The sequence below is a fragment of the Helicobacter pylori genome (assembly GCF_014496485.1).
Lineage (GTDB): Bacteria > Campylobacterota > Campylobacteria > Campylobacterales > Helicobacteraceae > Helicobacter > Helicobacter pylori_DD.
Genome location: NZ_JACTAX010000009.1, coordinates 18,660 through 42,954 on the forward strand (window position 1 = coordinate 18,660; position 24,295 = coordinate 42,954).

Annotated in this window: 22 protein-coding genes and 1 pseudogene; 11 read left to right on the forward strand and 12 right to left on the reverse strand. The window is 39.8% G+C overall.

Going from position 1 to position 24,295, the window contains the following annotated elements:
* Positions 1-21: 21 nt before the first annotated feature.
* From IC572_RS05670 to IC572_RS05695, 6 genes are all read left to right on the forward strand, one after another.
* A complete protein-coding gene (locus IC572_RS05670; RefSeq protein WP_001864146.1) occupies positions 22-225 on the forward strand; it encodes a flagellar biosynthesis anti-sigma factor FlgM in 204 nt (67 codons plus the stop codon).
* A 141-nt stretch (positions 226-366) separates the two neighbouring features.
* A complete protein-coding gene (dcm, locus tag IC572_RS05675; RefSeq protein ID WP_187855338.1) occupies positions 367-1,323 on the forward strand; it encodes a DNA cytosine methyltransferase in 957 nt (318 codons plus the stop codon).
* A 131-nt stretch (positions 1,324-1,454) separates the two neighbouring features.
* Positions 1,455-1,889, forward strand: a complete 435-nt coding sequence (locus IC572_RS05680) for a hypothetical protein (RefSeq protein ID WP_187855339.1) — start codon at positions 1,455-1,457, stop codon at positions 1,887-1,889.
* 1 nt (position 1,890) lies between these two features.
* Complete coding sequence (gene flgK, locus IC572_RS05685) at positions 1,891-3,711, forward strand: flagellar hook-associated protein FlgK (RefSeq protein ID WP_021173214.1); 1,821 nt, start codon at positions 1,891-1,893, stop codon at positions 3,709-3,711.
* Positions 3,712-3,887: 176 nt separating this feature from the next.
* Entirely contained in the window at positions 3,888-5,591 is a 1,704-nt protein-coding gene (gene ggt, locus IC572_RS05690) for a gamma-glutamyltransferase (RefSeq protein ID WP_187855340.1), read from the forward strand.
* A 243-nt stretch (positions 5,592-5,834) separates the two neighbouring features.
* Entirely contained in the window at positions 5,835-6,605 is a 771-nt protein-coding gene (locus IC572_RS05695) for an HP1117 family Sel1-like repeat protein (RefSeq protein WP_187855341.1), read from the forward strand.
* A gap of 3 nt (positions 6,606-6,608) precedes the next feature.
* Here IC572_RS05695 and IC572_RS07940 read toward each other — a convergent pair.
* Positions 6,609-6,850 (reverse strand): annotated as a pseudogene (locus IC572_RS07940) (hypothetical protein).
* Positions 6,847-7,047: a hypothetical protein gene (locus IC572_RS05700; RefSeq protein ID WP_187855342.1), complete on the reverse strand. Its 201-nt coding sequence runs from the start codon at positions 7,045-7,047 to the stop codon at positions 6,847-6,849. The pseudogene IC572_RS07940 and the gene IC572_RS05700 overlap by 4 nt, the downstream one beginning before the upstream one ends.
* A gap of 118 nt (positions 7,048-7,165) precedes the next feature.
* Here IC572_RS05700 and IC572_RS05705 point away from each other — a divergent pair, with 118 nt between their 5' ends.
* The 3 genes from IC572_RS05705 to uvrB are packed head-to-tail and all read left to right on the forward strand — an operon-like array spanning position 7,166 to position 12,079.
* A complete protein-coding gene (locus IC572_RS05705; RefSeq protein ID WP_232263349.1) occupies positions 7,166-9,253 on the forward strand; it encodes a putative barnase/colicin E5 family endoribonuclease in 2,088 nt (695 codons plus the stop codon).
* Positions 9,250-10,053 carry a hypothetical protein gene (locus IC572_RS05710; RefSeq protein ID WP_187855344.1) on the forward strand — a complete coding sequence of 268 codons (804 nt, stop codon included), beginning with the start codon at positions 9,250-9,252 and terminating at the stop codon, positions 10,051-10,053. Before IC572_RS05705 ends, IC572_RS05710 begins: the two co-directional genes overlap by 4 nt.
* 49 nt (positions 10,054-10,102) lie before the next feature.
* Positions 10,103-12,079, forward strand: coding sequence for an excinuclease ABC subunit UvrB (gene uvrB / locus IC572_RS05715; RefSeq protein WP_187855345.1), 1,977 nt, complete (start codon positions 10,103-10,105; stop codon positions 12,077-12,079).
* A gap of 10 nt (positions 12,080-12,089) precedes the next feature.
* On the opposite strand, the gene IC572_RS05720 is transcribed toward uvrB, so the two are convergent.
* The 6 genes from IC572_RS05720 to IC572_RS05745 form a co-directional block, all read right to left on the reverse strand.
* The gene (locus IC572_RS05720) at positions 12,090-12,923 is read right to left on the reverse strand and encodes an outer membrane protein (RefSeq protein WP_187855346.1); all 834 of its coding nucleotides are present in this window, start codon (positions 12,921-12,923) and stop codon (positions 12,090-12,092) included.
* Between the two features lie 64 nt (positions 12,924-12,987).
* Positions 12,988-14,310 carry an adenylosuccinate lyase gene (purB, locus tag IC572_RS05725; protein ID WP_187855347.1) on the reverse strand — a complete coding sequence of 441 codons (1,323 nt, stop codon included), beginning with the start codon at positions 14,308-14,310 and terminating at the stop codon, positions 12,988-12,990.
* 106 nt (positions 14,311-14,416) lie between these two features.
* Positions 14,417-15,361 (reverse strand): thiamine pyrophosphate-dependent enzyme, encoded by a 945-nt coding sequence (locus IC572_RS05730; RefSeq protein WP_000238146.1) that lies wholly within the window; start codon positions 15,359-15,361, stop codon positions 14,417-14,419.
* 12 nt (positions 15,362-15,373) lie between these two features.
* The gene (locus IC572_RS05735; protein WP_187855348.1) at positions 15,374-16,597 is read right to left on the reverse strand and encodes a 2-oxoacid:ferredoxin oxidoreductase subunit alpha; all 1,224 of its coding nucleotides are present in this window, start codon (positions 16,595-16,597) and stop codon (positions 15,374-15,376) included.
* 9 nt (positions 16,598-16,606) lie between these two features.
* Complete coding sequence (locus IC572_RS05740; RefSeq protein ID WP_000656179.1) at positions 16,607-16,999, reverse strand: 4Fe-4S dicluster-binding protein; 393 nt, start codon at positions 16,997-16,999, stop codon at positions 16,607-16,609.
* 15 nt (positions 17,000-17,014) lie between these two features.
* Positions 17,015-17,575: a pyruvate flavodoxin oxidoreductase subunit gamma gene (locus IC572_RS05745; protein ID WP_000486470.1), complete on the reverse strand. Its 561-nt coding sequence runs from the start codon at positions 17,573-17,575 to the stop codon at positions 17,015-17,017.
* A 289-nt stretch (positions 17,576-17,864) separates the two neighbouring features.
* Between IC572_RS05745 and IC572_RS05750 the strand changes: the two genes are divergently transcribed.
* Positions 17,865-18,527, forward strand: a complete 663-nt coding sequence (locus tag IC572_RS05750; RefSeq protein ID WP_187855349.1) for an outer membrane protein — start codon at positions 17,865-17,867, stop codon at positions 18,525-18,527.
* Positions 18,528-18,533: 6 nt separating this feature from the next.
* On the opposite strand, the gene IC572_RS05755 is transcribed toward IC572_RS05750, so the two are convergent.
* Complete coding sequence (locus IC572_RS05755) at positions 18,534-19,841, reverse strand: hypothetical protein (RefSeq protein ID WP_187855350.1); 1,308 nt, start codon at positions 19,839-19,841, stop codon at positions 18,534-18,536.
* 174 nt (positions 19,842-20,015) lie between these two features.
* Here IC572_RS05755 and IC572_RS05760 point away from each other — a divergent pair, with 174 nt between their 5' ends.
* On the forward strand, positions 20,016-21,380 hold the full coding sequence (locus IC572_RS05760; RefSeq protein WP_187855352.1) for a glycosyltransferase family 8 protein: 1,365 nt from the start codon (positions 20,016-20,018) through the stop codon (positions 21,378-21,380).
* An 11-nt stretch (positions 21,381-21,391) separates the two neighbouring features.
* Here the strand turns inward: IC572_RS05760 and IC572_RS05765 are convergent, their stop codons facing one another.
* The 3 genes from IC572_RS05765 to pgl all read right to left on the reverse strand — a co-directional run bounded on the left by IC572_RS05765 (position 21,392) and on the right by pgl (position 24,288).
* Positions 21,392-22,438, reverse strand: coding sequence for an NAD(P)-dependent alcohol dehydrogenase (locus IC572_RS05765; protein ID WP_187855354.1), 1,047 nt, complete (start codon positions 22,436-22,438; stop codon positions 21,392-21,394).
* Positions 22,439-22,607: 169 nt separating this feature from the next.
* The gene (locus IC572_RS05770) at positions 22,608-23,618 is read right to left on the reverse strand and encodes a glucokinase (RefSeq protein WP_001126889.1); all 1,011 of its coding nucleotides are present in this window, start codon (positions 23,616-23,618) and stop codon (positions 22,608-22,610) included.
* Entirely contained in the window at positions 23,605-24,288 is a 684-nt protein-coding gene (gene pgl / locus IC572_RS05775) for a 6-phosphogluconolactonase (RefSeq protein WP_187855356.1), read from the reverse strand. The genes IC572_RS05770 and pgl overlap by 14 nt, the downstream gene beginning before the upstream one ends.
* Between the last annotated feature and the right edge of the window lie 7 nt (positions 24,289-24,295).

A 24,295-nucleotide genomic window follows, 5' to 3' on the forward strand; every position in this document is an offset into this window, starting at 1 on the left:
ATCAAATTAAAGGATTTTACAATGATCAATGCCGTTTCTTCTCTTGCTCCGGTGCAGTCTTTGGGGAATTACAAGCGTGTGGAAAAGAATGAAAAAGTTGAAAACAATGAGGCCGCTCTTGATAGGGTAGCTGAGATCAAGAAAGCGATTGAAAATAACCAGTATAAAATCAACTTGCATGAGACTTCTCACAAAATGGCACAGGATTTATTGGGGATAAGCTAGGGGGTTTAACGGCTTCATTTCTAGGGGGTTTGTTCTTGTTGTGATTTTGCTTTTCATTAAATTTTAGTTTCTCTGTGTTTTAAAATGAGTTTGTTGCTTTCTTAAATAGGGCGTGTTTTTTTGTGTGTCAGGAATGATTGATTGGGAATTTTAACTTTTATGGATTTTTGCTCTGGTATTGGTGGAGGCCGTTTGGGCTTGGAGCGGTGCCATTTAAAATGCGTAGGACATGCCGAAATCAATCATGAAGCCCTTAGAACTTATGAATTATTTTTTAAGGACACCCATAATTTTGGGGATTTGATGCGAATCAATCCTAATGATTTACCCGATTTTGATGCGTTAGTTAGCGGGTTTCCTTGTCAGGCTTTTTCTATCAATGGCAAAAGGAAGGGGCTTGAAGATAAAAGAGGGACGATTATTTATGGGCTTATTCGCATTTTAAAAGTCAAACAGCCTGAATGTTTCTTGCTTGAAAACGTTAAGGGATTGATTAGTCATAAGCAACAAGAAACTTTTAAAACCATTATCAAAGCCCTACAAGAAGTGGGTTATACAACTTATTATCAAATTTTAAATAGCGCTGATTTCCAATTAGCCCAAAAGAGAGAACGCCTTTATATCGTAGGGTTTAGGAAGGATTTGAAACACCCATTTCATTTCCCTTTAGGTTTAGCCAATGATTATTGTTTTAACGATTTTTTAGACGCTGATAATGAATGCTATTTGGATGTGAGTAACGCTATTTTTCAAAGATACTTGCGCAACCCATACAACCACAACCGGGTTTTTTTAGAGAATATTTTAGCTTTAGAAAACGCCGTTTTAGACACAAGACAATCTGATTTAAGGTTGTATTCTAATGTTTTTCCTACTTTAAGGACTTCTCGGCATGGTCTGTTTTATATTCAAAAAGGCAAAATCAAAAGATTAAACGCTATTGAAAGCCTGCTTTTGCAAGGATTTCCTAGGGATTTGATCGCTAAAATCAAAGATAATCCACATTTTAAGGAAAGCCATTTGCTATCCCAAGCGGGGAATGCGATGAGCGTGAATGTGATTGCTGCTATCGCTAAGCAAATGTTAAAGGCGATTTAATAAGGGGGCTTTAAGGGGAAAATGATTTCAAAATACCCCCTATCCCCTTAAGAAATTGAGTTTTATAATAAAACTAAAAATGGCATAGTATTTGCTTGAATACGGCTGAAACAAGAGCTAAAGGATTTGTTATGGTCGTTTTACATTCCCATTTAGAAAACGCGCTCAACCAATTGAAAGAATTGATTGATTTAACCGAGCGCGATATAAGAGACATCAAGCTCGCTAAACACGCCGAAATTTTTGAAAGAAACCATCAAAAACAGCTAGCGATTCAAGTTTTTGAACAAGAAAAAGCGGGTATAGATGCACAAATGCTGTCTTTAAAAAACCAATTCCCCAATAAAGAAATGAGTGAATTGCTAGACGAAAAAACGAGCGATTTTTTAAACCAAATGCGAGAGTCCTTGCTTGTTTTGAAAGAAAAAAACTTGATTTATTCGCGCATGGCGTTTGCGGTTTCTGAGTTTTATTCTTCGCTCATCCAACAAATCATCCCCCATGACACTTGCGACTATAAAGGCTCTAGGCATGTGGGGAGTCATTTTTTAAGAGTGCAGGCGTAAAATGGGCGGGATTTTATCTTCACTCAACACTTCTTACACGGGCCTACAAGCCCATCAGAGCATGGTGGATGTTACTGGGAATAACATTTCTAACGCTAGCGATGAATTTTATAGCCGTCAGCGTGTGATTGCAAAGCCTCAAGCGGCCTACATGTATGGCACTAAAAATGTGAATATGGGCGTGGATGTAGAAGCCATTGAAAGGGTGCATGATGAGTTTGTTTTTGCTCGTTACACGAAGGCTAATTACGAAAACACTTATTACGATACAGAGTTTTCGCATTTAAAAGAAGCGAGCGCGTATTTTCCGGACATTGATGAAGCGAGCCTTTTTACGGATTTACAAGATTATTTTAATTCATGGAAAGAATTGTCTAAAAACGCCAAAGACTCCGCTCAAAAACAGGCTCTCGCTCAAAAAACAGAAGCTTTGACGCACAACATTAAAGACACTAGAGAAAGATTAACGACCTTACAGCATAAAGCGAGCGAAGAATTAAAAAGCGTGATTAAAGAAGTCAATAGCTTGGGTTCTCAAATCGCTGAGATCAACAAACGCATTAAAGAAGTGGAAAATAACAAGAGTTTAAAGCATGCGAATGAATTAAGGGATAAGCGAGATGAATTAGAGTTTCATTTGCGAGAGCTTTTAGGGGGGAATGTTTTTAAAAGCAGCATTAAGACTCATTCGCTCACAGATAAAGACTCAGCGGATTTTGATGAGAGCTATAACCTTAACATTGGGCATGGGTTCAATATCATTGATGGCTCTATTTTCCATCCTTTAGTGGTTAAAGAATCCGAAAATAAAGGGGGTTTGAACCAGGTTTATTTTCAAAGCGATGATTTTAAGCTCACTAATATTACTGACAAGCTCAATCAAGGGAAAGTGGGGGCGTTATTGAATGTGTATAATGACGGCTCTAACGGGACTTTAAAGGGCAAGTTGCAAGATTATATTGATTTGTTGGATTCTTTTGCTAGGGGCTTGATAGAATCCACTAATGCGATTTACGCTCAAAGCGCGAGTCATCATATTGAGGGTGAGCCTGTGGAGTTTAACAGCGATGAAGCCTTTAAAGACACGAACTACAATATCAAAAACGGCTCGTTTGACTTAATCGCTTACAACACCGATGGTAAAGAAATCGCCAGAAAAACCATTGCTATCACGCCCATTACAACCATGAACGATATTATCCAAGCCATTAACGCTAATACTGATGACAATCAGGACAATAACACCGAAAACGATTTTGATGATTATTTCACAGCGAGCTTTAACAATGAGACTAAAAAGTTTGTTATCCAGCCTAAAAACGCTTCGCAAGGGTTGTTTGTCTCTATGAAAGATAACGGCACGAATTTTATGGGAGCGTTAAAGCTCAACCCTTTTTTTCAAGGCGATGACGCTTCTAATATCAGCTTGAATAAGGAATACAAAAAAGAGCCTACCACTATCCGCCCATGGCTTGCTCCCATTAACGGGAATTTTGATGTGGCGAACATGATGCAGCAATTGCAATACGACAGCGTGGATTTTTATAACGACAAGTTTGATATTAAACCAATGAAAATCAGCGAGTTTTATCAATTTTTAACCGGTAAAATCAACACGGACGCTGAAAAATCCGGGCGTATTTTGGACACTAAAAAGAGCATGTTAGAGACCATTAAAAAAGAGCAACTCTCTATTTCGCAAGTGAGCGTGGATGAAGAAATGCTGAATTTAATCAAGTTTCAAAGCGGTTATGCCGCTAACGCTAAGGTCATTACCGCTATTGATCGGATGATAGACACTCTGTTGGGGATTAAACAATAAGTTTTCTACCCATAGCGTTTTGATCAAATAAGCCTTATTTAACTTATTTTTTAAACTCTATTTATTTTAAAACTCATTAACGATAATGCTTAATAGCAATTATAAGCTATAAGCGAGAGGGTGTTTTGTAAAGCTTGTGTTATAATAACGATTATTGTTGATTGAAAGGAAAACAGATGAGACGGAGTTTTTTAAAGACGATTGGCTTGGGCGTGATAGCGCTCTCTTTGGGTTTGTTAAGCCCTTTGAGTGCAGCGAGTTACCCGCCCATTAAAAACACTAAAGTAGGGTTAGCCCTTTCTAGCCACCCGCTAGCTAGTGAGATCGGGCAAAAGGTTTTAGAAGAGGGAGGTAATGCGATTGATGCGGCCGTAGCGATGGGATTTGCTCTAGCGGTTGTCCATCCGGCAGCAGGCAATATTGGTGGTGGAGGTTTTGCGGTTATCCATTTAGCTAATGGCGAAAATGTTGCCTTAGATTTTAGAGAAAAAGCTCCTTTAAAAGCCACTAAAAACATGTTTTTAGACAAGCAAGGCAATGTAGTCCCTAAACTCAGTGAAGATGGCTATTTGGCGGCTGGGGTTCCTGGAACGGTGGCGGGCATGGAAGCGATGTTGAAAAAATACGGCACTAAAAAACTATCGCAGCTCATTGATCCTGCCATTAAATTGGCTGAAAATGGTTATGCGATTTCACAAAGACAAGCAGAAACCCTAAAAGAAGCGAGGGAGCGGTTTTTAAAATACAGTTCTAGCAAAAAGTATTTTTTTAAAAAAGGGCATCTTGATTATCAAGAAGGGGATTTGTTTGTCCAAAAAGATTTAGCCAAGACTTTGAATCAAATCAAAACGCTAGGCGCTAAAGGCTTTTATCAAGGGCAGGTTGCTGATCTTATTGAGAAAGACATGAAAAAAAATGGGGGGATTATCACTAAAGAAGATTTAGCCAGCTACAATGTGAAATGGTGCAAACCCGTAGTAGGGAGTTATCGTGGGTATAAGATCATTTCTATGTCGCCACCAAGTTCAGGGGGTACGCATTTGATCCAGATTTTAAATGTCATGGAAAATGCGGATTTAAGCGCCCTTGGGTATGGGGCTTCTAAGAATATCCATATCGCTGCAGAAGCGATGCGCCAAGCTTATGCGGACCGATCAGTTTATATGGGAGATGCTGATTTTGTTTCGGTGCCGGTGGATAAATTGATTAATAAGGCGTATGCCAAAAAGATTTTTGACACTATCCAGCCAGATACGGTTACGCCAAGCTCTCAAATCAAACCAGGAATGGGGCAGTTGCACGAGGGGAGCAACACCACGCATTATTCTGTAGCGGACAGGTGGGGGAATGCAGTCAGCGTTACTTACACCATTAACGCTTCTTATGGGAGCGCTGCTAGTATTGATGGGGCAGGATTTTTATTGAACAATGAAATGGATGATTTTTCCATAAAACCAGGAAACCCTAATCTCTATGGTTTAGTGGGGGGCGATGCGAATGCGATTGAAGCCAATAAGCGTCCTTTAAGCTCCATGTCGCCTACGATTGTGTTGAAAAACAATAAGGTTTTTTTGGTGGTGGGAAGCCCTGGAGGGTCTAGGATTATCACGACGGTGTTGCAAGTGATTTCTAATGTCATTGATTATAATATGAATATTTCTGAAGCGGTCTCAGCCCCTAGATTCCACATGCAATGGCTCCCTGATGAATTAAGGATTGAAAAGTTTGGCATGCCCGCTGATGTGAAAGATAACCTCACTAAAATGGGCTATCAAATCGTTACTAAGCCGGTCATGGGTGATGTGAATGCGATCCAAGTTTTGCCTAAAACTAAGGGGAGCGTTTTCTATGGATCAACGGATCCAAGGAAAGAATTTTAATCTTATTTAGCCTTATTTTTTTTTGGAGGGGGGACTTTTTAGCGAGGAAGTCCTAAATTTAGTTTTAAAATTCATAAAAATAGTGTAAAATTTCTCATTACAAGAGACGATATTAGATCTAAAATGGTGTATGCAGAATGGAGTTTGAGAATGTTTATTAGTTCTAGGATGCATGCAGTTTCTTTTTTAAGATTGGTAGCCACTGACATTATGTTTGATCTTAATTAAAGCAGAGGAGTAACAATGGGATACGCAAGCAAATTAGCCTTGAAGATTTGTTTGGCAAGTTTATGTTTATTTAGCACTCTTGGTGCAGAACACCTTGAACAAAAAAGGAATTATATTTATAAAGGGGAGGAAGCCTATAGTAATAAGGAATATGAGCGGGCGGCTTCTTTTTATAAGAGCGCGATTAAAAATGGCGAGCCGCTTGCTTATGTTCTTTTAGGGATCATGTATGAAAATGGTAGGGGCGTGCCTAAAGATTACAAGAAAGCGGCTGAATATTTTCAAAAAGCGGTTGATAACGATATACCTAGAGGGTATAACAATTTAGGCGTGATGTATAAAGAGGGTAGGGGCGTGCCTAAAGATGAAAAAAAAGCCGTGGAATATTTTAGAATAGCTACAGAGAAAGGCTATACTAACGCTTATATCAACTTAGGCATCATGTATATGGAGGGTAGGGGCGTTCCAAGCAACTATGTGAAAGCGACAGAGTGTTTTAGAAAAGCGATGCATAAGGGTAATGTAGAAGCTTATATCCTTTTAGGGGATATTTATTATAGCGGAAATGATCAATTGGGTATTGAGCCAGACAAAGATAAGGCGATTGTCTATTATAAAATGGCGGCTGATATGAGTTCTTCTAGAGCTTATGAAGGGTTGTCAGAGTCTTATCGGTATGGGTTAGGCGTGGAAAAAGATAAACAAAAGGCTGAAGAATACATGCAAAAAGCATGCGATTTTGACATTGATAAAAATTGTAAGAAAAAGAACACTTCAAGCCGATAACTCTCAAACTTGGGCTTGATTCAAGGATTTTTGTTTTATTTTGAGTAGCATGTGTCTTTTGAACAATTGATTTGAAGCGATAGATTAAAAATATTGCGTTTTTCATGGCTAAGTAGCCTTATAGCAAAAACTTTAGCCAAAATATTGTTTGCTATAATTTTGCTGTTTGCCTTGCCTAAATACTCCCCCTGCCTTAACAAACCCCCTAAATTTACCAACTCCAAACAATAGCGAGCGGTTTTCATAAGCTTTTCAAAAACGACGCTAAGATCGCTTTAAGCCTAAAACCAGCCACCACCAAGAACTTAAGCCAAGGTTTAGCGACCACTTTAAGCGGAGCGTTAAAATACCAATGGACTAAATTCACGCTAGGGACTTTATACCGAAACGCGCCCGATCGCATTTTAGGCGTGAAATTACCCAAAGCTTTAAACGAAGCCACCGCAGGCGCCGCCTTAAAATACCACATAAAACGAGCGCTAGAAAGAAGCCATACGATAAGCGACTTTACCAAGAATTTAGAACTGAGCGCTAAAAATTCCAAGTTTTCTAACGCTACGATGCGAAAGATTGAAGAGATCACACAAGGCATTAAAAGTGCTAAAGAAAACATTACTAAGCAAGAGGAAGCGTTACAAGACGCTATAACGCCCTTAAAACAATTTGGTAATAATTACGCAGAATTTGCTCTAAAGCCAAAAGAAGCGTTAGAGAAACTCTTACAAGAGAAAAACGGACAAGTTGCAGGCGCAGCGTATAGGGAGGATTTAGGAGGGATTGATTTTGTTTGGGGCAAGGATGGTAAAGATGGCTACGGATTAGCGCACATCTTAGAAAAGAGAGAAAAACAATACACAAGATTAGGATTGAATGCAGAGCAAATCAAAGAAAGAACCGATGAGTTAGTGAAATCTATCCCTGAAGTCATTGAGAACGGGGCACTGTTTAAAGACGATTTAGGGCGCATTAGCGTGGAATTGAACGATGTAAAAGTAGGTTTAACTAATCAATGGTTTGGTAATGATTTGAAAAATCACTTAATAGTTACTAGCTACGAGAGGGATGGAAAAGTATTAAGGGAGTTAGAAACCCGATCGCCACTTTCTAACGATTACAAAGGCAATAGCAACTATAGTGCCTTAAACCTTAATGAAAACAATCCTACTAAAGAAAGCTTAACAAGTCAAGAATCAAACTTATCTATATTAGAAAAAAGCCAACTAGAGAAGCAAAAGAAACTAGAAAGCGAAAGATTAGCTAAAGCAGAAAAAGAACGCGCCCAAAAGATTAAAGATAAAGAAGAAGCCGAATTGAGAGATAAAATCAGAGCACAAAAAAACGCCACGCTAGGCAAAAGCGAATTAGACAGAGAAATTTTCAGAAGCGATAATATACCCTATAAAGAGCTAGAAAACGCCCCTAAAACGAGCGTTAGCTTAAACGATGATGAAATACACCCCTTAAAGTTTGTGATCGTCAATAAGAGCGATTTAAAGCCCAATTTCAAAAACACAGGAACGCAAACACGCACCGCAGTGGATAGCAAGAAAGTAGAAGAGATAGCCAAGCGCTTTGATCCTAAATTGATTATAGGGCGAGGGGGTTTTGATGATTTGCCCATTATCTTACCAGATGGGCAGATTATAGCAGGAAACCACAGAGCACAAGGCATGCTAAACTTTAATTCAGAGAGTAGAAAAAAATACGAACAAGCGATTAAGGAAAACCTCAATATTAGATTAAAACCTAATGAGCTTTTAGTTAGAATGCCAGAGCAGGAATTAAACGATAAAGAAATTTTCAAGTTAGCGAGCAAATCTAACGAAAACCGAGCAAACAGCTTTAGCGATACGCTTTTGAGTGCGATGAGCAGTTATAACGACAAATTGAAACATTTGCCGCATAAATTTGAAAGCGACAGCGTGGAGAATTTAGCCAATCAGGTTGCAAGAGTGTTAGAAAGAGACGCTAAAATCCCAAGCGCCAATCAAGTGGAAAACGCTAACCTTTGCCTTTTGAGTCATTACGCCACAAACACCCCTAATAACAGCTTTTTAGAAGTGTTTGATAACGCTTATAAAAACCTAGATAGAGAGCAATTTAAAGCGTTTAAGGAAATGTTTGCCAATAACAGCGCGAATTTTCACAATCTCAATAACGACACCGTGATTAAAAATTTCACGATTTCACCTTATCTAACCGATGCGCTAGACACTACCGCTAAAATGCTTGAAAGCGGTAACAGATCTGATAATTTTTCTAAGTTAGCGCATGACATTGACTACCTAATTAATACAACAGATGAAAACGGCATGAATGCTTTCATTAAAGAAAATAAGGACGCTTACGATAGCTTAATAAGCCAATTATTAGGGAGTTCTTTTGCACGCTTTTTGCGTCTTGAAAATCCTAGTGCGCAGTTTTATGATTTTTTAGTAAAAGCTAAAGAACAAATGATAGAAAACGCATCCAATGTTTTTACAGGAACGAGTAAGCCTATTAGCAAAATAAATATATTTGATTTTATTAAATATGGTATTGAAAGCGGTAGAAGCAGTAAGGAGAGCAGGGAATTACTGGATCTATTGCCAGAGTTAGAAAAAAAGTTTAACGCTCATGAGAAGTTTTTAAAAGGAACTAAAAAATGAATTATCCCAATCCACCAAGCCCAGAGATCACCACTAAAGAAAAACCAGCGTTTAAAGAAATCACAAGCGAGTTATTAAAGCAATTACAGAACGCTTTAAAAGGTAATCATCTTTTCACCGAGCAAGTGGAATTAAGCCTTAAAGGGATTGTTAGGATTTTAGAGGTGCTTTTGAGTTTGGATTTTTTTCAAAAAGCCAATGAAATTGATGAGAGATTGAGAGGGAGCGTTAAATGGTTAGAAAATTCAAGCAATGAATTACAAACTAAAATGAAAGAATACGAGCGCTTTTTTAGCGATTTCAATACGAGCATGCGCGCCAACGAGCAAGAAGTAACCAACACCTTAAACGCCAACACCGAAAACATCAAAAGCGAAACACAAAAGCTAGAAAATCAATTGATAGAAACCACGACCAGGCTTTTAACGAGTTATCAGGTTTTTTTAAACCAAGCACGAGATAACGCTAATCATCAAATCACCGAAAACAAGACTCAAAGCCTTGAAGCGATAGCGAACGCTAAAACGAGCGCTAACAACGAAATCAGCAACAACCAAACGCAAGCGATAGCTAACATTAACGAAGCTAAAACAACCGCTAATAATGAAATAAGCAACAACCAAACGCAAGCGATAAACAACATTAACGAAGCCAAAACAACCGCTAATAATGAAATAAGCAACAACAAGCAAGAAGCTTTAAACCACATCACGCAAGAAAAAACCAAAGCCACAAGCGAGATCATTGAAGCGAAAAAAACCGATCATTATCAAAACATTGATTTTTTTGAGTTTGAATAAGGCGTGTTAAAAACCACTATAATACCCCTAAAAAATGCGAGTTTTAAAGATGCCTTTATTTGATTTAAAAAGCCCTTATCCACCAGCAGGCGATCAGCCCCAAGCCATAGAAGCTTTAACGAAAAGCTTAAAAAATAACAACCATTATCAAACTCTAGTGGGGGTTACAGGGAGCGGTAAGACTTACACGATGGCTAATATCATCGCTCAAACCAATAAACCCACTTTGATCATGAGCCATAATAAGACCTTATGCGCGCAGCTTTATAGCGAGTTTAAGGCGTTTTTCCCGCATAATAGGGTGGAGTATTTTATCTCCCACTTTGATTACTACCAGCCTGAAAGCTATATCCCTAGGAGGGATTTATTCATTGAAAAAGACAGCTCTATTAACGATGATTTGGAATGTTTGAGATTGAGTGCGACCACTTCGCTTTTAGGTTATGATGATGTGATCGTGATAGCGAGCGTTTCGGCTAATTATGGTTTGGGTAACCCTGAAGAATATCTAAAAGTCATGGAAAAAATCAAAGTGGGCGAGAAGCGCACTTACAAGAGCTTTTTATTAAAGCTGGTGGAAATGGGTTATAGCCGTAATGAAGTGGTGTTTGATAGGGGGAGCTTTAGGGCGACGGGGGAATGCGTGGATATTTTCCCCGCTTATAATGACGCTGAATTTATTAGGATTGAATTTTTTGGCGATGAGATAGAAAGGATTGCTGTCTTTGATGTTTTAGAAAAAAATGAAATCAAGCGCTTGGATTCTGTCATGCTTTATGCGGCCAGTCAGTTTGCCGTAGGGAGTGAGAGGTTGAATTTAGCCATTAAAAGCATTGAAGATGAACTCGCTTTAAGATTGAAATTTTTTAAAGAGCAGGATAAAATGCTTGAATACAACCGCCTCAAACAACGCACCGAGCATGATTTAGAAATGATTAGTGCGACCGGTGTGTGTAAGGGCATTGAAAATTACGCGCGCCATTTTACGGGTAAAGCCCCTAACGAAACGCCTTTTTGCTTGTTTGATTATTTAGGGATATTTGAGCGGGAGTTTTTAGTCATTGTAGATGAAAGCCATGTGAGTTTGCCGCAATTTGGGGGGATGTATGCAGGGGATATGAGCAGGAAAAGCGTTTTAGTGGAATATGGTTTTAGATTGCCTAGCGCTTTAGACAACCGCCCTTTAAAATTTGATGAATTTATCCATAAAAATTGCCAGTTCCTTTTTGTGTCCGCTACGCCCAATAAGCTAGAATTAGAGCTTTCCAAAAAGAATGTCGCTGAGCAAATCATTCGCCCTACAGGGCTTTTAGACCCTAAATTTGAAGTGCGAGACAGCGATAAGCAGGTCCAGGATTTATTTGATGAAATCAAGTTAGTGGTGGCCAGAGATGAAAGGGTGCTAATCACCACGCTCACTAAAAAAATGGCAGAAGAATTGTGCAAATATTATGCTGAATGGGGCTTGAAAGCGCGTTACATGCATAGTGAAATTGATGCGATTGAAAGAAATCACATTATCCGCTCTTTAAGGCTTAAGGAATTTGACATTTTAATAGGGATCAATCTTTTAAGAGAAGGGTTGGATTTGCCTGAAGTCTCTTTAGTAGCGATCATGGATGCGGATAAAGAAGGGTTTTTAAGGAGCGAAACAAGTCTCATTCAAACCATGGGGCGAGCCGCTAGAAACGCTAATGGCAAGGTTTTACTATACGCTAAAAAAACCACTCAAAGCATGCAAAAAGCCTTTGAAATTACTAGCTATAGGCGCGCTAAGCAAGAAGAGTTTAATAAAATTCATAATATCACTCCCAAAACCGTTACTCGCGCTTTAGAAGAGGAGTTGAAATTAAGAGACGATGAGGTTAGAATCGCTAAAGCCTTAAAAAAGGACAAAATCCCTAAAAGCGAAAGGGAAAAAATCATTAAAGAACTGGATAAAAAAATGCGAGAATGTGCAAAAAATTTGGATTTTGAAGAAGCGATGCGTTTGAGAGACGAAATCGCTCAATTAAGAACGCTTTAAAAACTATCGCTTAAAAACTATAAGTGTAGTTGAAATAAACCGAGTAATTGCGCCTGAAATCAACTTGGTATAACAAGCTGTTGATCCCGTATTCTAAAAATCGTAAAACCTTTAGGACATCTCCACTATTATTGCTAATGTTATTCATGGAATAATAATTGTTAAAATAATAAGTAGGGACTTTAATCCCAAAGCCAAATTGGTTGTGTTTATTCCCTAAACGAACCCCTAAATCCACCAAAAACTGGAAGCCATTTGGATCCACTTTCCCGCCAAAAGTGTCTAAAAGAAGCGCTTGATACAACAATTCATCGCTCACTTTGCCATACACTCCAGCAAAAGCAATCCCCAGATTGAACCCGGCAAAAAACTTATCCCCATTATAAGCGTTAAGCAATAAATCCATATAAGTGCCGTAAGTGGAAATGATGACAGACTGCGATTCTTGAGCACCATAAAGAGAAGCACTCAAATCATAAAATAACCCCCACCTGAAGCCAAACCACTTCGTTTCTTCATGCTTACCCACCCATTTATAGCCCGCTTGCACGCCAAGACCATTAGACACATACGAATTTTTAAAAACAGGGCTTAAGCCATCGCTAAAAATAATCTGGCTCTTATTGAATTGTTGGGATAGATTCAAGTTGCTGTAGTTGTGCTGAATGCTCCCCAACTGATACCCAAGCCCCAAATAAAACGCCGATCTATCCGCATAGCGTTTGATAGGCGAAACCACCTTTTTATTAAAAAAAGTGTAATCCCCTTTAGTCAAAACATCTTTAAAGCTCTCTGCATTAAGCGTGCAAAAAAGCCCTAAAATTAAGTATAACGCTCGTTTCAAAAAACCCCTTAAAACTTCAATTTTTACCGCTTATTTTATAGTTTTGTTTTTGTAAAAACGCGCCTTATCCAAACACCCTTTTAAAAATCGCCCCCACATTTTTAGTGTAATAGCTGTAATCAAAACATGCTTTGATTTCATCCTCGCTCAAATATTTTTTCAAGCGTTCATCGTTGAGTAGGGCGTTTAAAAACAAATTTTCATCAGCGTTTTTAAAAGCGCCTTGTTGCAAAATCTCCCATATTTTCATCGCATTTTCTTGCACGATAGAATAGCTTTCTTCTCTACTCAAACCTTTTTTAGGCAATTCCAATAACACTCGTTGCGAAAAGACTAGCCCCCCACTTAGAGCTAAATTTTTAAGCATGTTTTTAGGATAAACCACCAGATTTTCAATCACGCCATTTAGGCGGCTGAGCATAAAATCGCTCGTGATAAACAGATCGGGCAATGCAAAACGCTCCACAGAGCTATGGCTCATGTCCCTTTCATGCCATAAGGCGACATTTTCTAGCATGGGGGTCGTAAAAGAGCGAATCACCCTGCAAAGCCCGGTGATATTCTCGCTCAGTATGGGGTTTCTTTTATGGGGCATCGCAGAGCTTCCTTTTTGCCCTGTTAAAAAAGCTTCTTCCACTTCATAGACTTCACTGCGTTGCAAATGGCGGATATTGACAGCGATTTTTTCACAACTGCTCGCTAAAAGAGCCAGATCGCATGCAAGCCTGGCGTAGCGGTCTCTTTGAATGACTTGATTGCTGATATTGGCGGTTTTTAAGCCTAAAAATCCGCACGCTAATTCTTCTAATTCTAAAGGGGCGTGCGCAAAATTCCCCATAGCCCCACTGATTGCCCCTACGCTGATAAATTCCATCGTTAAATCTAGGGCTTTTAAATGCCGTTTGATTTCATCAGCAAAAAGAGCTAACACTAAACCAAAAGTGATGGGCTCGCCAAATACCCCATGGCTTCTGCCCACCATTAGCGTGTCTTGATGCTCTAAAGCCCTATTTTTAAGGGTTTCATAGAGGTTTTTAACGCCTTTTTGAATGAGTTTTAAGCTTTTGGTCATCAATAACGCCATAGCCGTATCAATGCAATCGCTAGAAGTGATCCCGTAATGAAAAAAGCGAGACTCTTCGCCCAAGCTTTCAGCCACGCAAGTAGTGAAAGCGATTAAATCATGCTTAGTGGTTTTTTCAATTTCTTTGATGCGTTCAAGGTTGAATGCCGCCTTCTTGCAGATTTTTTCACAATCGCTATCTTGGATTTGCCCAAGCTTGTTCCATGCCCTAACGACAGCTTTTTCCACTTCTAAATAGGTTTCAAATTTGGTTTGCTCATTCCATAGGGCTTTCATTTCTTCATTCGCATAGCGTTCTAACACCGGCAATCCTTAAAATCAAAATGGGATCATGTTACTTTAAAGGGGTAAGAATCAAGGGGCAAAATCGCACAAGGCACAAGAAAGCCCCTTGATTTCAATTTAAGAGTTATACTTTAGCTTCTTCTCTGCGTTGCAAGTATTCCCAACGATCATTCACATCTTTTTGCAATTCTTCAATGATGTGTTCGTTTTCCTTTTTGAAAAGGTGTTTGAAACGCTTTTGAGCCGCTAAATAATCCCTTACAGGAATGATATTTCTGGGACGGTAAGTGATTTTTAATTCCCTGCCATTAAAGATTTCAAATAAGGGGAACATCAAGCTATCCACAGCCATATCCGCTAATTCAATGGTTTTATTGGATTCAAATTTCCATTCAGTCGTGCATGGGCTAAGAGCGTTAATAAAGCAAGGCCCTTCAGTGTCTAGCGCGGTTTTAATCTTTTTATTCATGTCTTTCCATTTATTAGGCGAGAGTTGCGCCACATAAGGGACCCCATGGCTTGCCATGATATTGACGATGTCTTTTTTCTTTTCTTTTTTGCCAAAGCTAACCGATCCTGCTGGCGTGGTAGAAGTGCTAGCCCCTAATGGCGTAGATCCGCTTCTTTGACCGCCGGTATTGGCGTAGTTTTCATTATCTAGGCAAATGTAAGTCATGTCATGCCCTCTTTCCATGCAACCGCTGATGAATTGAAAACCAATATCATAACTAGCCCCATCGCCTCCAAACGCCACGAATTTCGGTTTTTGACCTTGATAGCGGCCCTTATTCACTAAAGCCTTATACATCGCCTCAACCCCCGAAATAGCGGTAGAGCCATTTTCAAAACCGATATGAATCCAAGGCACATCCCATGAAGTGTGCGGGTACACCGCCGAGCATACTTCTAAACAACCGGTAGAATTGCCTAAAACAATAGGCCCATCTACAGCGTTTAAAACTTCGCGCACAATGATGCCATGCCCACAACCCGGGCAAAGCAAGTGCGAGCCTTGAAATTTCTCAGCGCTTTGGCTAAAACCTTTGAGTGTTTTGACTTCTTTTACCATGATATTTCCTTTTTAAAAAAAGCTCATTTTAGGGCCGTGCAAACCTACGAATTGTTGGGTAGGGTGCGTGAGCGTGCCTTTAAGAGCGTCTTCATTGATTTCTTCAAAAATTTCGCATAAATGCGCGATCGTCATATCCCTTTCGCCTAAACCATAAATGTAGTTAGACACCACAGGGTGTTTAGTCCCTTGCGTTTGATACACCGCACTCGTTACTTCATTAAACATCGCCCCCATAGCGCCCGCTGGAGAGCTCTTGTCTAAAATCGCTAAAGCCTTAAGATTTTTCAAATCCTGCCCTAATCTTTCATAAGGGAAAGGGCGCAAGGAATGGATGGTGGCCACGCCGGCCTTAATGCCTTTTTTACGCATTTCCTTAGCCGCTACGATCGCTGATTCATAAGTAGTGCCTAACGCAAAGATAGCGATTTCAGCGTCTTCTAGCTGGAAAGTTTTAGTCAAATGGTATTGTCTGCCTGTGAGTTTAGCGAAATCATTGAACACCTCTTCAATCACAGAAGACGCGCTCATGATCGCATGGTGGAGTTGGGCTTTATGCTCATAATGCCATTCTTCTTCAGCTTGCGCGCCATAACTTACCGGTTTATTAAAATCCAAAAGGGAATGTTTGGTTTGGTATTCGCCTATAAATTGATAAGCCACTGCATCGCTCAAAGGGCGGACATTCTGCACGGTGTGCGAGCATAAAAAACCATCTTGATTGACAATAGTAGGCACGCGTACCTTTTGGTGCTCTGCGATTCTAAACGCCATTAAAGTGAAATCGTAAGCTTCTTGAGGGTTGCATGTACATAAACTTACCCAGCCAGAATCCCTACTTAAATACATATCAGAGTGATCGCCATGGATATTTAAAGGGGCTGCTAGAGCGCGATTGACTAAATTCAAAACGATAGGCAAACGCATGCCAGAAGCTTGGTATAAAACCTCTACCATCAACGCTAAGCCTTGAGAGCTAGTCGCAGTGCTGACCCTCCCACCAGCAGCCGCAGCTCCCACGCATGCGCTCATGGCAGCATGCTCAGATTCCACTAAAACAAACTCGCCATCAATATAGCCGTTATCCTTAAACGATCCATAATTTTGCACAATGGGCGTTGATGGGGTGATAGGATAGGCTGCAATGACATCAATTTGAGCCTGTCTCAGGGCGTTAGAGCTAGCGGTATTGCCATCCCACACTTCTATCTCTTGCAATTCAATACTTTTTGCCATATTTTTTCCTTATGATTTTTTCTTTTCTTGTTTTTGCGGCCATTGAGTGAGAGCGGTGGCAGGCTCAATCTGTTCTTCAAACATCCATAGCGATTTAGGGTTAGTGGGACAGACATCCACGCACACGCCACAGCCCTTACAATGAGAATAATCCACGCCCTTTAATTTGCCCTCTCTTGAAAGAATGGCAGCGTCTGGGCAATAAACCCAACAATTAAAGCAATTGATACAAATAGTATTGTTATGCACAGGTTTAGCCACGCGCCAATGAGCCACTGAAGTGGTGAAGTAACTCTGTTCGGTATAATGGCGCTCATCATTGTGTTTTTCCATTTCGCTTTGCGCGTTTTTTTCAAAAGGGAAGAGCACCGCTCCCATTTCAAATTCATTCCAATCTTTCATCTTTAATCCTTAATGTTATTGAACTTCTTCATAAGCTCTTTGGATAGCGAGCATGTTAGCGTCAATGACTTCTTGCGTGAGTTTTTTGCCTAAAACTTTCTTAAAAGCTTCTTTAAAAGCCCCAATTTCAAGCATGCCAGACACCTTCATCAACGCCCCTAACATGGGCGTGTTAGGGATAGGGCGTTTTAAGGTTTCCATAGAGATTTTTAAACAATCCACTAAAAACACCTTACGGGTTTTTAATTCAGGTTTTTTTTCAAACAATTCTTCTTTGCTGAGATAACTAGTGATGATATAGGTCGTGTCTTCTTTTTCATTAGCGAAAATGTTTTCAATGAAAACCAAACCAGGGTCAATCACCAGCACATAATCCGGTTGCATGAAGCGTTCATGGTTTAAAATAGGCTCATCATCAACGCGGTTATAAGCCATCATAGCAGCCCCCCTTTTAGCTGAACCATAGGAAGCGAACGCTTGCACTTCTTTGCCTGTTTTTGAAATCACATCAGCCAACCCTTTAGCGCCAGTGATAGCACCTTGACCAGCTCGCGCATGCCATCTAATTTGAAACATGGTAATATGTCTCCTTAATATCGTATAAAATAAATTGAATTTAGCCCAAATATTATACAAGAAAAACTATTAATGTGTCTTATAACAATATCTTTTTAGGAATTTTTATAGGAAAATGGGGGCATACTTACAAGAATTATGGCTATTTTATGGCTATTTATTCTAAAAAAATAGGCGTTCTTAATAAAAACCACTAATATTTATTTTAAACTTTGTTATTATTAGGGCGTGATTTGATTTTAGTTTGTATGGAGCGAGTGTGGGGAAGGATAACAAAAGGAATTGGGTTATGAATAAAACAACGATTAAAATATTAATGGGCATGGCGTTATTATCATCGCTTCAAGCCGCAGAGGCAGAACTTGATGAAAAATCAAAAAAAACTAAATTTGCGGACAGGAATACCTTTTATTTAGGGGTTGGGTATCAGCTTAGTGCAATCAACACATCTTTTAGCACCGAGTCTGTAGATAAATCGTATTTCATGACCGGCAATGGCTTTGGTGTGGTGTTAGGGGGGAAATTTGTGGCCAAAACGCAAGCTGTAGAGCATGTGGGTTTCCGTTACGGGTTGTTTTATGATCAGACCTTTTCTTCTCACAAATCCTATATTTCTACCTATGGTTTGGAATTTAGCGGTTTGTGGGACGCTTTCAATTCGCCAAAGAGGTTTTTAGGGTTAGAATTTGGCTTAGGCATCGCTGGGGCGACTTACATGCCAGGAGGGGCTATGCATGGGGTTATCGCTCAAAATTTAGGCAAAGAAAATTCGCTTTTCCAATTGCTTGTGAAAGTGGGCTTTCGTTTTGGCTTTTTCCACAATGAAATCACTTTCGGGTTGAAATTCCCTTTCATTCCTAACAAAAGAACTGAAATTATTGATGGTTTGAGCGCGACCACTTTATGGCACCGCTTACCGGTAGCTTATTTCAATTATATCTATAATTTTTAGATATAGTTATTTGGAGGTTTTAGATTTGACAAAATCAATTAACTCTCGTGTGTCTATGGTTAGGGTTAAGAATTGCTGATAGGTAGTGATCCACTTGCCCCCCTTGCCATACAAATGATACCCATCGCCCCCACCTAAAAAGTTAAAAAACGCATCCGCTCGCACGCTCACCCATTTATTTTTATAGACATAATAAAGCCCTATCATGTCAAAATTAGGGGCTCTATACCATGGCAAGCCGGTATAAAGGGATTGGCCATAAGTAGCGTAAAAATGCATTTGGGGTTTGTTGGAAAAATAATATCTGTTAAAAATCCCAAAGCCTTTGTATTGCGCTTGAGCGTAAAATTCCCCCCCAAAGCTGTTGTAAAATCGGGCGTTTTTGCACTCGCTAGCATAACGCACGCAATAATGGGTTTGAGACGACTGCGTGCCAAAGGTCATGAAAATATTATCCATATAAGGCATGAGATTTTTAAAATCCGCTTTTAAATAAGCATGGTAATAAACCCTGTCTAAAATGGTAGGGTTAGAGTATTTCCCTATTTCTCCGCCTTGTGGGTTATTTTTTTGACTGAAATAGGGGTAGCCATTAGGCCATTGTGGGGTTGCATCGCCCGGTTTTAAGTAAGAATTCCCACCATAAGGGTAGTTATCTCCCATGCTATGAGAGCTGGCGTTATGGAAAATGACAAGCTGCCCCCCCAAACCTAAATACCCTTTAAGAAACTGAAATTCTGAAGAAACAAAATACAAGAATTGGTTAAAATCGTAATTTTTCTTTTTGGGTTGGTTGTTCCAATTACGCCCCCCATACCAATCCACAACGCCCTCAAACCACCCATTCCACCAACGATTGGGATCATAAGCCGGTTTGAATTGGAACGCTCCTCCCCTAAAAGTAGGGTCTATAAACCAAAAAAGTTTTTTAAAAGCGCTTAAAGGGTAATGCCCTATTTGATAGCTTCGCGGCACAATGCCTAAAAAAAACCTCAAATTTTTCCCTATGTATTGGTAATACATCGTAACCCCCCACGAATAAGGGAAGTAGCTATAATGCGTGTGCAAATTTTGAATGAACCACGCCCCAAACATCAAGGCCTGTCTTTTGTCTAATTGGACACCGATTTGAGGCATGAGACGACCTTGCATTTTGGTTAGGCTATTCCAATAGGGGTTATTTGGAGGGGAAGCCAGATTGAAATTAAAGCTCATGAACTTCAAGTCATAGACAAAACTAGCCGCTTTTATTAAAGGTGGTATGAAAAAACCTGAAAATAACAACGCGCAAAGAGATTTTTTTAAGAAAATCAAACTAAAATACAGCCCCTTTCATCAACGCCCTTTAAAAATGGTGGCAAAAATAAGGTAAAATTTTAAATTAATTTGCTTTAAAAACAGCATAAAAACCAAAAAACAGAACCCTTTCAAGTTCGGTTTTTTTTTTTTTGGATAAAATAGCCATTAAAAAAGGGTGTTTAATTTTTTATGACTTCAGCTTCAAACCATTCTTTTAAAGAACAAGATTTTCATATTCCTATCGCTTTTGCTTTTGATAAGAATTACCTCATTCCTGCGGGTGCGTGTCTTTATTCCTTGCTAGAAAGCATCGCTAAAGCTAATAAAAAAATCCGTTACACCCTACACGCTTTAGTGGTGGGCTTGAATGAAGAAGATAAAGCAAAGCTTAATCAAATCGCAGAGCCTTTTAAAGAATTTGCTGTTTTAGAAGTAAAAGATATTGAACCTTTTTTAGACACTATCCCTAACCCTTTTGATGAGGATTTCACTAAGCGTTTTTCTAAAATGGTGTTAGTGAAGTATTTTCTAGCGGATTTATTCCCCAAATATTCTAAAATGGTGTGGAGCGATGTGGATGTTATCTTTTGCAATGAATTTAGCGCTGATTTCTTAAGCATTAAAGAAAATGATGAGAATTATTTTTATGGGGTTTTAGGAGGTGGAGAGCGCCATGTGTTGGAAGGGTTTTTGTTTTGTAATTTAGATTACCAGCGCAAGAACCATTTTGTCTCAAAAACCCATGCACTTTTGGAAGAAAACAAGGCTACAGAAGAATTGGATTTCACCCAATGGTGTTGGCCCAATATGAAAGCTTTAGGGATTGAGTATTGCGTTTTCCCTTATTATTACACTGTCAAAGATTTTTCTGCATCCTTGCCTGAGAATTATTTTTTGCATGAGATTTATAAGAAAACCATCTCAAACGCGCTCAAAAACCCTATAATCATCCATTATGATGTTTGGTGGGGAGCGGTGAAGCCTTGGGACTATCCTTTTGGTTTAAAAGCGGATTTATGGCTGAACGCTTTGGCTAAAACCCCTTTTATGAGCGACTGGATTGATTCGATTGCTAGGGTGGAAATAGGCAGCGAAAAATGGCATCGTTACCACAGCATTGTTGCCTATCACTACTACTTTCCCCTATGGAAGACTGAAGAGCAGATCGCCCACGACGCGCTCAAGACCTTTTTAGACCATTATTTTTCGTGCATCCATGCCACAATCAAGCAAGAAAATCTCGGAATGTTCTTGAACCACTACTTCTCGCATGCCCATGCAGAGATCAAAGAAAACTCCCTTGAAGCGTTCTTGAACCACTACTTCTCGCACGCCCATGCAGAGATCAAAGAAAACTCCCTTGAAGCGTTCTTGAACCACTACTTCTCGCATGTTTATCCTAAAAACGCGCGAAAGAGACTCTTTGGGGTGTTTGTCAAACACTGCATTCTCATACCACTCAAGAGCCTTATTAGTAAAACCCTTAAAATTTTAAAACTCCATGCACTGGTGAAAAAAATCCTAATCCAACTCAAGCTCTTAAAAAAGAACTAGAGCCAAAACTTTTAATCAAACGATTTTTTCATGTCAATCACATAGCGGAATTTCGCTTTCCCATGGGTTAGGTTATGATAAGCGGTGTCAATATCCTTGCCTAAAATCAAATCCACTTCAGGGTAAATATTGTGTTTGATAGAAAAATCCATCATTTCTTGGGTTTCTTTAATGCCCCCAATCAATGAGCCATAAACCTTGCGATTGCTTAAATAGATAAAATCAAAAACGCTAAGTGCTGGAGCGACTTCTACAGGGGGGAGTCCCACAAGGGCTAGATCGCCATTATAAGTTAAGAGCTTGAGGTAGTCTTTTAAATCGTAATGGGTAGGAATGGTTGAAATGATAAAATCCAATTCCTCTTTGCATTGTTTAGGGTCCGTGTAGAAATGTTTAACCCCCATGCTTAAAGCGTCCTGCTTTTTATGATCGTTTCTTGCAAAAACGCTCACTTCAGCCCCCATAGCCACAGCGTATTTAACCGCCATGCCTCCTAGCCCGCCAAACCCAGCGACGCCCACTTTTGTGCCTTTAGTAACCTTAGAAAATTTTAAGGGCGAATAAGTGGTGATGCCCGCGCAAAGCAAGGGGGCTACTTTTTCTAAAGGAGCGTTTTTATCCACGCTAATCACATAGTTTTCATCCACGACAATATTATTAGAGTAACCGCCCATGTGGGGTTCGTTGTCATGGAAAGAATCCAAACAATCATAAGTAAATACCACTTTGGCGCAAAATTGCTCTTGGTGTTCTTTACAGGGCTTACACGCTTTGCATGAATTGACAAAACAGCCCACGCCCACCACATCGCCAACCTTAAATTTCTTAACTTCCTTACCCACTTCTTTGATGACCCCAGCAATTTCATGTCCAGGAACCATAGGGTAAATGCCTTCTCTCCATTCGCTATAAGCGCTATGAACATCGCTATGACAAATCCCTGCATAAAGAATGTCAATCAACACATCTTTAGGGCCTACAGCATGGCGACTAAAATCATGGGGTTTGAAATGCCCGTCTTTAGAAAAAATAGCAAAACCTTTAGATGGAACTCTCATAAAAACTCCTTGTTTGATTAAAATACCGCTATTGTATCGTTTTTATGGTTTGCTTATGTTTCTATAGGTTTAACTAATTTGATAGCTGTTGGTTATATGGTAGCGTTGTTTGGCGCGTTTAAACGCACCCCTTACACTAATCGCTTTTATCTTAAGCGGCTACTATTTGCTAAATTTTATCATGCAGTAAATAATTCTCTAACGCAATGCCTGCCCCATCAAGTCCGGGAGTTTTTTTCATCACGACATGCACTGGGATAGAAGCGAGAAACGCTCCCATGCGCCCTTTCGTTTCAAAGCGCGCTCTAAAGGGCGAAGTTTTAAAATAATCAATGAATCGTGGGATAATCCCCCCACACAAATACACGCCCCCTCTAGCCCCCAAAGTGAGAGCCACATCAGCAGCGAGCGTGCCTAGCATGGAGCAAAAAGTGTCCAAGGTCAATCGGCATATAGGGTAATCCCCATTCAAAGCGCGTTCGCTAATGATTTGTGGGGTCAATTCAGCCTTGCTCAATTTCGCCACTTTTTCTAAGCCTTTTCGTTTGGATAAAGCTTCATAAATCAACACCAAACCGCTCCCGCTCAAAAACCTTTCCGCGCTCACATGGTTGAATTTAGAGCGGGCGTATTGCCACACTAAAATTTCTAAATCATCAAAAGGGGCAAAGCTCACATGCCCTCCTTCACCGGGCAAGACTTTTAAAGAGCCATCGCTGTTTTGGATAAGAGTGCTTACCCCAAGCCCAGTTCCTGGCCCTAAAATCGCTTTAGGGGCGTTGATTTCGCACTTAATCCCGCCTATTTGAGCCAGATCGTTTTCTTGCATCGCGCTAATGGCATAGGCTTGTGCGACAAAATCATTGATGACAAGCAATTTTTTTAAAGTCAAACATTGCCGTGTCGTTTCAATAGAAAAAGTCCAGTGGTTGTTCGTCATTTGGACAAAATCCCCCATAATGGGCGTAGCCACAGCAAAAGAGCCATAAATAGGGTGCAGTTTAAGGCTTTCTTTGCATTTAGAAAGGTAAAACCGCACCGCATCGCTCAAGCTCTCAAAATCTTCGCACCTCAAGACTTCAATGCATTCAATCTGTCGTGGGGCGACTTCCAAACCAAAGCGCGCGTTCGTGCCGCCAATATCGGCTAATAGTCTTGGGTAAGTTTCAGTTTTTGGCATAAAACACCTCCGTGGTAACTTTTTGAGAATGTAAAATCCGAGCAATCGGCAGAGAATAGGGGGCGGTTTCTTTTAAAGCTTTTTCTAAAACCTCCCTTTTTTCTGTCCCACTAATGCTTAAGAAAAGTTTTTCGCAATTTTCTAAGGCGTTAACAGACATGCTCAAGCGCTCATAAGGAGCGTTAATTGGCTTAGTCAAAACGATATTTTCTTTTTCTTCGTTTAAAAAAGCGCTCGTTTTGGGAAAAAGGCTAGCCGTATGCCCGTCAGTCCCCATGCCCAAAATGGCTAAATGGGGCTGTTTGAAATGCTGGTTAGCAAAATGAAAAAGCACGTTTGTATCGCTAGAAATCTTTTTGGGCAAAAGCGGGGTGAAAGAAGCTTTTAAGGCGTTATTTTGCAACAAGTAATCGTGCAATAATTTGGTGTTGCTATCCTTATGACTTGTGTCTATAATGCGTTCATCTACTAAACTAATTGAACACTCATGCCATTTGAGATCCAAAACGCTTAATTTTTGCAACAAACTAATGGGCGAACGGCCCCCAGAAAAAGCGATAGAAACTTGATGGTGCTTTTTTAAGGCGGTGTTAAAAAATTCTTTAAAACGCTCTATTAAAGCCTTGTGGCAATCTTTCAAATTTTCAAATTCAAACAATTGATAGCCCATGAAATCC